General features: G+C 44.1%; 9 protein-coding genes. 3 read left to right on the forward strand and 6 right to left on the reverse strand.

The window, feature by feature from the left end:
• From MiSe_RS43790 to MiSe_RS43805, 4 genes are all read right to left on the reverse strand, one after another.
• On the reverse strand, nt 1-2,567 hold a 2,567-nt coding region (locus MiSe_RS43790; protein ID WP_226592725.1), incomplete at its 3' end, for a COG1470 family protein.
• Nucleotides 2,545-4,827, reverse strand: a complete 2,283-nt coding sequence (locus MiSe_RS43795) for a WD40 repeat domain-containing protein (protein ID WP_226592727.1) — start codon at nt 4,825-4,827, stop codon at nt 2,545-2,547. The genes MiSe_RS43795 and MiSe_RS43790, both read right to left, overlap by 23 nt.
• 97 nt (nt 4,828-4,924) lie before the next feature.
• Complete coding sequence (locus MiSe_RS43800; RefSeq protein WP_226592729.1) at nt 4,925-6,148, reverse strand: DUF4159 domain-containing protein; 1,224 nt, start codon at nt 6,146-6,148, stop codon at nt 4,925-4,927.
• Between the two features lie 310 nt (nt 6,149-6,458).
• Entirely contained in the window at nt 6,459-7,763 is a 1,305-nt protein-coding gene (locus MiSe_RS43805; protein WP_226592731.1) for a pentapeptide repeat-containing protein, read from the reverse strand.
• 216 nt (nt 7,764-7,979) lie between these two features.
• Between MiSe_RS43805 and MiSe_RS43810 the strand changes: the two genes are divergently transcribed.
• From MiSe_RS43810 to MiSe_RS52380, 3 genes are read left to right on the forward strand one after another with little or no spacing between them, the layout of a single operon-like run.
• Nucleotides 7,980-9,707 carry a tetratricopeptide repeat protein gene (locus MiSe_RS43810; RefSeq protein ID WP_226592733.1) on the forward strand — a complete coding sequence of 576 codons (1,728 nt, stop codon included), beginning with the start codon at nt 7,980-7,982 and terminating at the stop codon, nt 9,705-9,707.
• Nucleotides 9,708-9,713: 6 nt separating this feature from the next.
• A complete protein-coding gene (locus MiSe_RS43815) occupies nt 9,714-10,100 on the forward strand; it encodes a phage tail assembly protein (protein WP_226592735.1) in 387 nt (128 codons plus the stop codon).
• 5 nt (nt 10,101-10,105) lie between these two features.
• Entirely contained in the window at nt 10,106-10,234 is a 129-nt protein-coding gene (locus MiSe_RS52380; protein ID WP_307731652.1) for a DUF6760 family protein, read from the forward strand.
• Nucleotides 10,235-10,246: 12 nt separating this feature from the next.
• On the opposite strand, the gene MiSe_RS43820 is transcribed toward MiSe_RS52380, so the two are convergent.
• Nucleotides 10,247-10,915, reverse strand: coding sequence for a hypothetical protein (locus MiSe_RS43820; protein ID WP_226592737.1), 669 nt, complete (start codon nt 10,913-10,915; stop codon nt 10,247-10,249).
• A partial coding sequence (locus MiSe_RS43825; RefSeq protein WP_226592739.1) for a hypothetical protein occupies nt 10,897-11,247 on the reverse strand: 351 nt, incomplete at its 5' end. The genes MiSe_RS43820 and MiSe_RS43825, both read right to left, overlap by 19 nt.

Consider the following 11,247-nt stretch of genomic DNA (forward strand, 5'->3'; position numbering starts at 1 on the left):
GTCAATTGTTGCGGTTTGCATTGACTCAGGGGAATTGTGTTTTTAGTTACCACTCCATCACTTCCCTGTTGAATAATCCTCAATTCTTTAATTTGACTAGAGTTGCTGATACTCCAACTTAAAAGAACTGGTTCTTTATATTCATAAGCGAGTTTGTTAGGGACAATTCTGTCTATTTTCGGGACTGGTAAGGATTTAACTACAATAGTATCGGTTTCTTTGGCATCTGAAGGTTGGTTAGGGTTTTGCCTAGAAATAACTTCGAGTTTATAAGTATAACTCCCTGCTTTAGTGGGAGTCATGCGGATATTTTCACAGATGAGAATCTCTGGTGCCGGTTCAATTTTAAATGGATTAATTGGCTGAGAAACTGCGGGTTTCAATTGTTGAGGTTGGCATTGATTCAGAGGAATTGTGTTTTTAGTCACCGCTGCATCACTACCCTGTTCAATAATCCTCAATTCTTGAATTTGACTGGGATTGCTGAGTCTCCAACTCAGAAAAATTGGCTCTTTGTATTCATAGGTAAGTTTATTCGGTAAAATTTTGTCAATAATTTTCGGTATGGGTACGGGTTGAATTGTGATGGTATCCGTCTGTTTGGTATCTGAAGGTTGGGTGGGGTTTTGCTTGGGAAACACTTCTAATTTAAAAGTATAATCCCCAGCTTGGGTAACGTTTGTGGCTATGCCTTGACAAACGAGGACATCTATATTGTTGATTTTTTCAATTTTGCCCGTACTAAGCTTTGGTTGAACTTGAGGTTTCAATTCTTGAGGGTTACACTGGATGAAAGTTTTTTTGACAGGTGAACCGTTACTGACCTGCTGGGTTAAAATCAAATTTTGAATTTGGTTCGGATTGCTGATTTTCCAATTCAGAAAAACCTGCTCTTTGAGAACTTCTCTATAAATTGGCTTGTTAGATGAAAATTCAATAATTTTTGGCGTATCGATTGGTTCAATGATAATAGTATCTGTGTCTTTGGAGTCTGTTGGTTTATTTTTTCCTTGGGAATAAACTTCGATTTTAAAAGTATACTCGCCAGCTTTCTTGATTTCGGTCGGTATATTCGTGCAGTTGAGATTTTGGTTTTGAAGTTGGCATAACTTTACTAGCTGGTTGTAGTCGTAACTGATTATCTTTCCCGTTCCTTCACGGCTTTGAGGGATAATCTTTAATGTCGATAGTTTTGGGTTATTTTGAAATCGCCAATCTTTAAATTCCCAATTCCGCCAATCACGAATGGACAAGTTTAAAATAACTGTCTCTCCGTCAAGTTCTTGATAAACCTTTTCAGTTGGCTCAACTTTATTGAGTTTTGGTTGAATTAAAACTTTCTGCCAGTAGAAAAAAGCCCCGACAGAAATTAATCCCAAAGCTAGTAAAAGCAGTAGGAGAATGGGTAGCCAAATTTGCCACCAAGGACGCGGTTCCCATACGATCGTTCCTTGGGGTAATTCTTTGGGAAGTTGTGGCGGTTTGGTGTTTTCTGGTAGGAATAATAGCTTGTTGTTTTCGAGTTCTAGGACAAAATTAAATTCGAGTGCTTTTCCCCAGAGAGGACGCCGCCACCACTTGCGGGGTTTTGCATTTAAGGGGATGGTGCTGGTGTATCCAGGGGGTATTGGTAGTGGGACACTTTCGGGGGTATAGGTGAAAAGTTCCTCGCGATCGCTTGCAGAAATGGCAATTTCGCGGGTAATATTACCTTGGTTAATTAACTGAACTTGAAATTTACCTTGTTGGGTTGGTATTTTGAGCAAGAGGGGATGCAACTCGACGGTTAATGTTTCGTCGGGAAGAAGTTGCAGGTAAACTACATCCAACAAAACTAAATCTTCTTCTTTGTTTCTAGATATCAAGCGGACGGTGGGAAAGTAATTACCTGCTGGTGTATATTGAGGCGGATGTAAAATTAAGGTAATTTCGCCTGTTTTACCTGGGTTCAATTGCAACCCATCGGTTTCTTGGACTAACCCAGCGGTTTCTAATCCGCTTTCTGGATAGCGTATATTATACCATTCTGTTGGTAATTCCGGGCAATTTAAATAAAAGCGATCGACTCTTTTAGATCGGTTTTCAACGGTAACTTTGACTTCTAATTTTTCTCCGGCTTTGAGAAGATAAGGGTTAGCAGAGTTGGTTAATGGTTGTAAGGTAAATCCGGGTTCATTTCCCCATTCTGCATCTTGATCGGAACGCAAAACCCGCAGTTGCTGAGGACGGCGAAAAATTTTATCGGGGTATTGAACTGGCGCTTCAATTAAAATTTCATAGTTGTATAAGTCTGGGGTTGCTTGCGCTGGAATTTCAAAAGACAAAATAACTTTGCAGTCTTCTTTTGCCTCTAATCTCAGGGGGTTCACTTTGTCGAAATTACACCACTGTAGCAAGGGTTCTGATTTGGCGTCGGTGGCGGCGATCCAAATATCAATATCGGCTTTTTTGTCGCCTAAATTTTTGACAATGATAGGACGTTGAGCGGTAGAACCTCTCGTAATTTGGTTGGCGTCTAAGGAGAGGTCTTCGATAAATAAGGGGTTATTTGCAATTTGCATTGTCATTGTTGTTTATCCCCTGGACGCGATAGAGTCTGACTCGATATTGATCGTCGCCGGTGGCGATGAGGAGGTAGTCGTCTACTGCTTTTATATCCACGCTGTTGAGTCTGATTCCGGGAGAAGAGGCGATGATTTTTCCGTTTTGGTTTTTTGGCGTTCGCATTCTATTTTCCAATTCCCACAGCATGACTTTTCCATCATCTCCCACGCTGGCTAAATAGCAACCATTTTGCGTCAATGCTACCGAACGAACGGGTTGGTTATTATGACCATCTCGCCACTGATCTAAGATAGCATTGTCGCATTCTAGCGAAGTGATAAGATTTCCCACCCCATCTTTTTTTTGATTCTCCACACCTTTTTCAATTTCCTCTAGCTGTTTATCGCGGATGCATTGGCGGACTGCATTCATACTCCAGAGGGTAATGTATCCTTCGTTATCCGATGATGCTAGCAGATTTTTCTTGTCTGCGATCGCCAGTCCATCAATGTATTGATTTTGCCCCATTACCGGGTCAAATTTATTGTCTTTTTTCCAGTCTTGCCATTGATATTTCAGTGCGTAAATCCTGCTGTTAATCCAGTCCCACAAGGCTAATTTATTGTACCGTCCTCCCACAACAACCAGAGTGTTTGGTCTTTCCTGCTGATTTTCGCTCAAACTCAGCGCATAAACAGTAAAACCAGCATCTGCAATTCGGGGATTTTTAGTGCCAAATTCCAAATTCCACTGACGCACAATCCCGCTACCATGTCCGCTGAATAAATAGCGGGAATCTTTGCTAAAAGTCAGGTCAAAAACCCTATCTGTCCCGGTGTAAATCGACTGGGGAGGAATCTTGGTCAACACGTTCCAAAGTTTAATATCACCACTTTCTAATCCGGCGGCGATGACATAATCTTCCCTGGGACTTTGGCGGATCACCCGCACGGCTTTTTCAGTTTTATCGGCAATAAACCCCTCGTATTTAAGGCGACGAATATCCGGTTTCCAAGGACTTCTATCTGCTTGCCAAAGTCGTATTGTTTGGTCGCTGGAACCGCTGACGACTAAGCTGCTATTCCCAATTAACCGCACCGAATGAACGGGGCCTTTATGATAATCTTGAGGATAAAGATACCACAACAACCAAAGCAGCAGTAGGGTTAAAAGCAACCCCAAAAACTGAAGCGAAACCGGAATTATCGGCAAAACTTGCAGTTCCAAAACTTGGGTGCTGGGGTTAGGACGAATTTGGGTGCTGGGAAACCCTGTATCGGGTTCTTTTAAAATTGGCGAAACTTCAAAAAATAATCGTCGTTTTAGCCACCACCAAGGTCGTCGCTTTTTGGCTACCAAGTACGTCGGTTTCGCTTCCCCCGGTTCCATGTTTATCCCTTCAGGAATCACTAACTCGCATTGCTTTTTATCTGTCTCTGAAACTTGGATATCAACCTGTTGGGGTAAATTGCTGTTATTTTCAAATTGCAGTTCGTAAGTTGGAAATTTAGATTTCTTCCCATAAACTTTTCCTTTTAATCGCGGGATTCTTTGCACTTTGGGGTTACAGCTAAACTCCACAGTCCCTTGGGGTAAAACTTCTAAAGTCCCTTGTTCGCGGGGATTGCGGGTACTGGTATCGGATTTCGCTTCTATGGTGAAATCATATTCTTGACTGAGAGTTTCAGGATTTCTTGGAGGTTGACACCAGAAACTGGTCTTCTTTGAATCTCCCGCATCTATTTGAAAGCTTTGTGTAGTTCCTTTGGTCATCCACTCTGGACTTAATTCAGAAATATTGAGTCTGACTGTAGTAGCTTTTGGACTTAAGTTATAGACTATGACCGGAATTTCTATTTCATCCCCCGGAAAAACTTTGAGGTCTTTAACTGGGAGGTAAAGCTGCAAAGGTCGGAGAGCTTTTTTAATGGTTAATCTGAGTTTTTGGCTAGTAAATAACTGGGAAAATTCAACGGAAAATACTCTTAAAGTCAGGTCAATCGTCGTCTCATAAACCTGAATCGGCGACTTGGTTATAACTACGTGAAATGTTGTACTAGCGCCTGGGGGTTTTTTCGCCGATACTTCTGGATTTAAGCTGTACCATTTAATATTAGAGTCTGCTTCTGCTCCAATGGTTGTCAGTTCTACATAAAAGCTGGCGAATTTATCGCTTTCGTTGACAACGGTTACGTCAAATTCGTTATCGCCATTGCTACTTTCATCGCCAGGGGTTAACTTTAGCTCTTTTTTGGAAACTATTGCTTTAACAAGATTTGGCATAATTGGTGATTGCTAATTGCTAATTGGTGATGGCTAATTGCTAATTGCTAATTGCTAATTGGTATTTTATTGACGATTAGCCATTAGCCAGCAAAAACTATTGCATTAACTGGGTCATTTGTCGTCGCCGCCACGCTAAATGCAGGATGTTAATACCTAACTCTTGTGCGGTACGTATTTCGTTGCGATCGCGCAAATATTCCTCATCCAATCCCCAAGCTTCAGATAAAGCACCCCTGACTAAAATAACCCCACCGCCTGACCACAGTTCAATCTGTTGTTGATTAATATTCGGGAGTGCGCCAAATAAAAAAGGTTGCGATCGCAGAGGATGTTCGCGGCTGATTTCTTGCCAAGGTTTCAAATCAATTTCTAACTCATCTGTAATAATATCGTTAATAATGATATCGGCTAAATCTTCATTATAACTGGGAGAATCTATTAAAACAATCCCCCCTGTTCTTAAATAGCTTCTGAGGGTTTCAATTTCTTCCTCTTCAAACTCGACGACTTGCGAATCTGCCAGATAAAGTAAGTCATAAGCGGCTACACTTCTAGAAGTTTGTAAGCTGACTTTCCCGATTTCTGTTTCTCCCTGTAAAGAGGGGTAAAGTGCAGCGACAGATTGCATTAAATAGGAAAGGTTTTCTTCTATTTTATTACTTAACTTTTTCCTCCCATTATCGTAATCCGCCTCACTTTGTCTCATTTGAGCTACCTTCACTACCGCTTCCGGTCTAGCTTTGGCTTGCATTCGGTAGCGTAAATCTAACTGATTCCCATCAGGAAATAAAACATCGCTTGGTTTTTCCAGTTTAACGATACCAGGTTGCAATTCAATGCGACACAATTCTACTTGATGGTCTTCCGGTGTATCTTTTCTTTCATCAAACCGAATCCATTCCCTCAACAATTCCGAGTTTTGTTGCCGATCGTGATTGTAAGGATCTACATAACTGACCACTAAATAAACTGTCAAACTTCCCGTTAGCGGCGCTGGGGTGCGAATGCGATATTTGCGGTCGATCGCCGCATCAACAACAATGGGATTTCCTTCTACATCAATCGCAATTCCCGGTTGAATTTCTACCCAACGTCCGTCTCTAAATTGAGCGTCTGCTTCTGCTGGTGCGTCGATTAATCTTACTCCCAATCCCCAAACAATTCCCGGTTGATTGAGTGACTGATAGTGAACATTTTGGCGGCGGCGATGATATTCATGCGCCAGCAACCACCGTTTGGAATTCATCATCAGTCCGTCATAAACGTGAAGGCGATCGAAAGGATTTATCGGTGGTGGCGGGAAGGATTGATGAGTCATACCATTTCAGATTTCAGATGTCAGATTTCAGATTTCAGATTTTTGCTGTTGTCCCCCCCTGAATCAGGGGAGTCAGATTTTTGCTGTTGTCCCCCCCTGAATCAGGGGAGTCAGATTTTTGCTGTTGTCCCCCCCTTAGATAAGGGGAGTCAGATTTTTGCTGTTGTCCCCCCGTTAGATAAGGGGGGTGAGGGGGGATCGGATTTCAATTACCAATCATATTTCAGATTTTTGCTCTTGTCCCCCCTTAGATAAGGGGGGTGAGGGGGGATCGGATTTCAATTACCAATTAGCAATTAGCCATTAGCAATTAGCAACGTCTTTGACTTCCATCTGGCATAGTTGTCCCGCACAAATTAGTAGCAGAATTTAGCGTGATTCCGCTTAAAGTTGCTCCTTTTAAATCGGCATTGCTGAGGTTTGTGCCGCTGAGGTTAGCTCCGCTTAAATCGGCATTACTTAAATCGGCATTACTCAAGTCTGCATCGGTGAGATTGACGCCTCTTAAATTAACTTTTGCCAGAATTGCTTGTTTGAGAATAACACCGCTTAAATTGGCACCGCTGAGGTCGGCACCGCTTAAATTTACACCGCTTAAGTTGACGCCACCCAACTCGATTCCTCTCAGATTTACCCCCCTAAAGTTAACGCCTCTGAGATTAGCACCCCGCAGATTTGTACTGTTTAAATCGATATCTCTGAGGCTGACATTAAATAAATCTGCGCCGTTTAAGTTAGCGCCATTTAAATTAATTCCGGTTAAGTCAGCTTCTCTCAAATTTGCGGACATTAGATTGGTATTGCTTAAATTGGATCCACCCAAGTTAGCGCTACTCAAGTTCGCTCGATCTAGGTTAGCTTGACTCAGATTTGTTTGGCGCAGGTCGGCATTTGTCAGGTTGGCATTGGTTAAATTGGCGCTACTGAGATTGGCATTTTTCAGGTCGGCAATAAATAGGTTTGCACCGCTGAGATTGGTGTTGCTCAAGTTGGCGTTTTGCAAGTTTGTTCCGCTCAAGTTTGCACCTGTTAGGTTGGCATTTTCTAGGTTAATTTGACTTAAATTTACACTACTAAGGTTAGCGCCTTGCAGATTCGCTCTTCGCATATCTCGACCTCTGGCAGGTTGATTGACAATTTCCCAAACCATGCGCCACTTGCTATCTATTTCGGTTTCGTAGTTGATTTTGCTGTCTCTGAGGTCGGTTCCCCGCAAATCTGCCGCTCTCAAGTCGCTACTGCTAAGATTAGCACCCCGCAACGAAGCATTTTGCAAGTTAGCATTTCTTAAATAAGCACCGCTTAAGTCAGCGCCCCGCAAGTTGGCGTTGGTCAGGTTGGCGTTTCTCAGATTCGCTTCGCGCAAGTATGCGTTGGCGAGGTTGGCGTTGCTGAGGTTGCATCCCGCACAGTCTCTGGTTTCCCGCAGGCGTCTGATGCTTGGGGACTCTTGCGCCACGAATGTTCCGTTACAGGTGTGACGTGGGGACGCGGGGACGAAATGACGCGGGGAACAATCTATCACTGATTTTGACTGCACCCCGGATGCACTTGCCGAAACTAGGTACAGCAATGCGATCGATCTTACACTGTAGGTCAAAATTTTTAATCTCATCACTCCATCTGCTGCTGGCAAAACTCCGGATTAAAAAATTTTTTGTATTATCCCTAGCACTTCCAATCTGTTATATCTTAATTTTATCAGGGTTCAAAATACCTTTCAGTCATCGTGTTGGGGTGCAATCTTAAAGATTTGAAACAGGCGGCTGCCTTGGTCAGTCGCCCCGTTTTCCTTTGTTTAAAATACAATTTTTCCATATAGGCCAAATTTATGAAACCCTTTTTTAAATCCCTCGGCGTTACGGCGGCGGTTCTAGGTATTTTTATTCACTCGGGGGTTCCAGTCTCGGCGCAAACAAGAGACTTTGAGCTAAAAGACTTTAATTTTTGGGCAAATCAATGTCGGGTGTTGGAAAGCCAACAAAATTATAATGAAGCTTTGGCGGCTTGCGAGAGAGCCATTACCCTTAGACCAAAAAGCAGAAATCCCCAACTTTGGTCAAGTCGCAGCAATGTGCTATTTCAACTTAAACGATACGCCGAAGCTGTCGCCTCCTACGATTATTTATTGCGCTTTGATGCTAAAAATTCTCTCGCTTGGACGCAACGAGGCGCAGCACTCTATGAATTGGGTCAATATGATGACGCGATCGCCTCCCTAGAACAAGCTCTAAAAGTTAATGGCAATTGGGGCAATTCTTCCCCCGCTCTGGCCTGGTATAATAGAGGTTTAGCTTTAAAAAAAATCGGCCAAAATGAAGCAGCACTCGCTGCTTTTGACCGCGCTTTAACCATCAATCCAGATAATTCTTTAGCCATGCTGGAACGGTGTGGAACTCTATCAGATTTGGGCAGGTATGATGAAGCAATAGCCGCTTGCAATCAAGCGCAAGATACGGCTCCAGCAACGGCTTTAATTACCAGAGCAACAGCACAACAGAAAGCGGGACAAATAGTGGAAGCGATCGCATCTTACGAACAAGCTTTAGCAGTCAATCCCAACGATGCTACAACTTGGACAAACCAAGCAATTCTGTTTGAAAAATTAGGCCAGGATGAAAAAGCACTCATTTCTTATAATAAAGCCATTCAAATTAATCCTAAATCGAGTTTAGCCCAAGTAAACCGCTGCGCCACACTTAACCGAATCGGAAATTACAAAGAAGCCCTGAATTCCTGTGAAAATGCCATAGCAGGTGATGGAAACTGGGGCGATAAAAATCCCGCCTATGCTTGGAATCAACGCAGCAGCGCCTTAATCGGATTGGGACAATACCAAGATGCAATCTCTGACGCGGAGCGCGCTCTCAATATTAATATTAACTTCGCCGAAGCTTGGAACAACAAAGGCGTCAGCCTATGGCACTTACAAAAGTACGACGACGCCCAAGACGCCCTGCAAAAAGCCGTTGAACTCAATCCTAAATACAGTCAAGCCTGGTTCAATCAAGGCCGGATACTCAGCCAAATCAAACAGTACAGAGAAGCCCTCAAAGCTTATGAAAAAGCATTAAACAACGATATAAACTTTCAGGAAAACCTCACCTGTACCGAAATTTTGTATAACAACCAAAATCTAGGCATCTGGAATTTAAAAGAATACGAAAACATCCTGAAATCCGCCAAAAACTTCTGTGCCGATCTTTTGGCTAACCGCAGCGTAGCTCTCTGGAATTTAACCGATTACCAAAATGCATTGCAATCTACAGATCAAGCAATTCAACTCAATCCTAAATCCTTAGAAGGTTGGTATAATAAAGGCGTTGTCTTAGTAGATTTAAAACAGTATGAAGAAGCCTTGGCAGCTTACGAACAAGCAGAGCAAATCAGCCCCAATAACTTTTACGTCTTGACTGGGAAAGGCTTAGCCCTGGTCGGACTGGGCGAAAACCAAAAAGCACTCGAAGCCTTTGAAGCCGCTTTGAACGTCAATCCCAATTACGCCCTAGCTCAACAACAACGAGACTTATTAATTGAAAAATTCAAGAGCCAAATTTAAACAGCCATGACCAATGAATTACAGACAGAATTTAAATTTATCCTGCCCAAAGGCTTAGTCGATGAGCAAGGAAAAATTCACCGCCAGGGAATGATGCGCCTCGCAACAGCTAAAGATGAAATTTGGCTGCAAAAAGAGCCGCGAGTCCGAGACAATCCAGCCTATAGCGTTTTAGTCATGCTGGCGCGAGTGATTACCAATTTGGGCGAATTATCTTCAGTGACGCCCGATTTATTAGAGAATCTTTTCACCCAGGATTTAGCATACTTGCGGACATTTTACAATCAAATTAACCAACAGGGCAGCGCCACGATGCGGGTTAAATGTCCTCAATGCAATAGCAACTTTAACGTGGAGTTAGAACTATCGGGGGAGTCCCAGGCTACCCCTTAGACCAAATCTATGAGGAGGTAGCCTGCATTGCCTTTCACTTCCACTGGTCCTTAGAAGACATTGTAAATTTAGAACATGCCAGTCGCCGCCGTTGGGTAACAGAAATTGGCAAAATCAAGCGAAATCTAGAATAAATTTCTCAGCGGTTACGGGCAGGGCAACATTAACAAGAAGACGCCAACAAGTAGGGGCACGGCAAGCATAAAACCTTCGCTGGGACAAAATATTTCCCCCGCCGTGCCCAATCGCAGATACACGGTTTCTCGGCACGGCAAGCATAAAACCTTCCCAGGGACAAAATATTTCCCCCGCCGTGCCCAATCCCTGCCCACCCGGTTTCTCGGCACGGCAAGCATAAAATGTTCCCAGGGACAAAATATTTCCCCCGCCGTGCCCAATCCCTGCCCACCCGGTTTCTCGGCACGGCAAGCATAAAACCTTCCCAGGGAAAGAACATTTCCCCCGCCGTGCCCAATCACTGCCAACCCGGTTACGGGCACGGCAAGCATAAAACCTTCCCAGGGAAAGAATATTTCCCCCGCCGTGCCCAATCCCTGCCCACCCGGTTTCTCGGCACGGCAAGCATAAAACCTTCGCTGGGAAAGAACATTTCCCCCGCCGTGCCCAATCGCTGCCCACCCGGTTTCTCGGCACGGCAAGCATAAAACCTTCCCTGGGACAAAATATTTCCCCCGCCGTGCCCAATCACTGCCAACCCGGTTACGGGCACGGCAAGCATAAAACCTTCCCTGGGACAAAATATTTCCCCCGCCGTGCCCAATCACTGCCAACCCGGTTACGGGCACGGCAAGCATAAAACCTTCCCTGGGAAAGAACATTTCCGCCGCCGTGCTACTACCCTGCCAACCCGGTTTCTCGGCACGGCAAGCATAAAACCTTCCCAGGGAAAGAACATTTCCCCCGCCGTGCCCAATCCCTGCCCACCCGGTTTCTCGGCACGGCAAGCATAAAACCTTCGCTGGGAAAGAACATTTCCCCCGCCGTGCCCAATCACTGCCCACCCGGTTACGGGCACGGCAAGCATAAAACCTTCCCTGGGAAAGAACATTTCCGCCGCCGTGCTACTACCCTGCCAACCCGGTTTCTCGGCACGGCAAGCATAAAACCTTCCCAGGGAAAGAACATT

The organism is Microseira wollei NIES-4236 (assembly GCF_020521235.1).
GTDB lineage: Bacteria > Cyanobacteriota > Cyanobacteriia > Cyanobacteriales > Aerosakkonemataceae > Microseira > Microseira wollei.

Excerpts from the sequence above, each read along its gene's own strand:
- MiSe_RS43795 (WP_226592727.1), bottom strand. The coding sequence starts at position 4,827 with ATGCCAAATCTTGTTAAAGCAATAGTTTCCAAAAAAGAGCTAAAGTTA.
- MiSe_RS43800 (WP_226592729.1), bottom strand. The coding sequence starts at position 6,148 with ATGACTCATCAATCCTTCCCGCCACCACCGATAAATCCTTTCGATCGC.
- MiSe_RS43805 (WP_226592731.1), bottom strand. The coding sequence starts at position 7,763 with ATGAGATTAAAAATTTTGACCTACAGTGTAAGATCGATCGCATTGCTG.
- MiSe_RS43810 (WP_226592733.1), top strand. The coding sequence starts at position 7,980 with ATGAAACCCTTTTTTAAATCCCTCGGCGTTACGGCGGCGGTTCTAGGT.
- MiSe_RS43815 (WP_226592735.1), top strand. The coding sequence starts at position 9,714 with ATGACCAATGAATTACAGACAGAATTTAAATTTATCCTGCCCAAAGGC.
- MiSe_RS43820 (WP_226592737.1), bottom strand. The coding sequence starts at position 10,915 with ATGCTTGCCGTGCCCGTAACCGGGTTGGCAGTGATTGGGCACGGCGGG.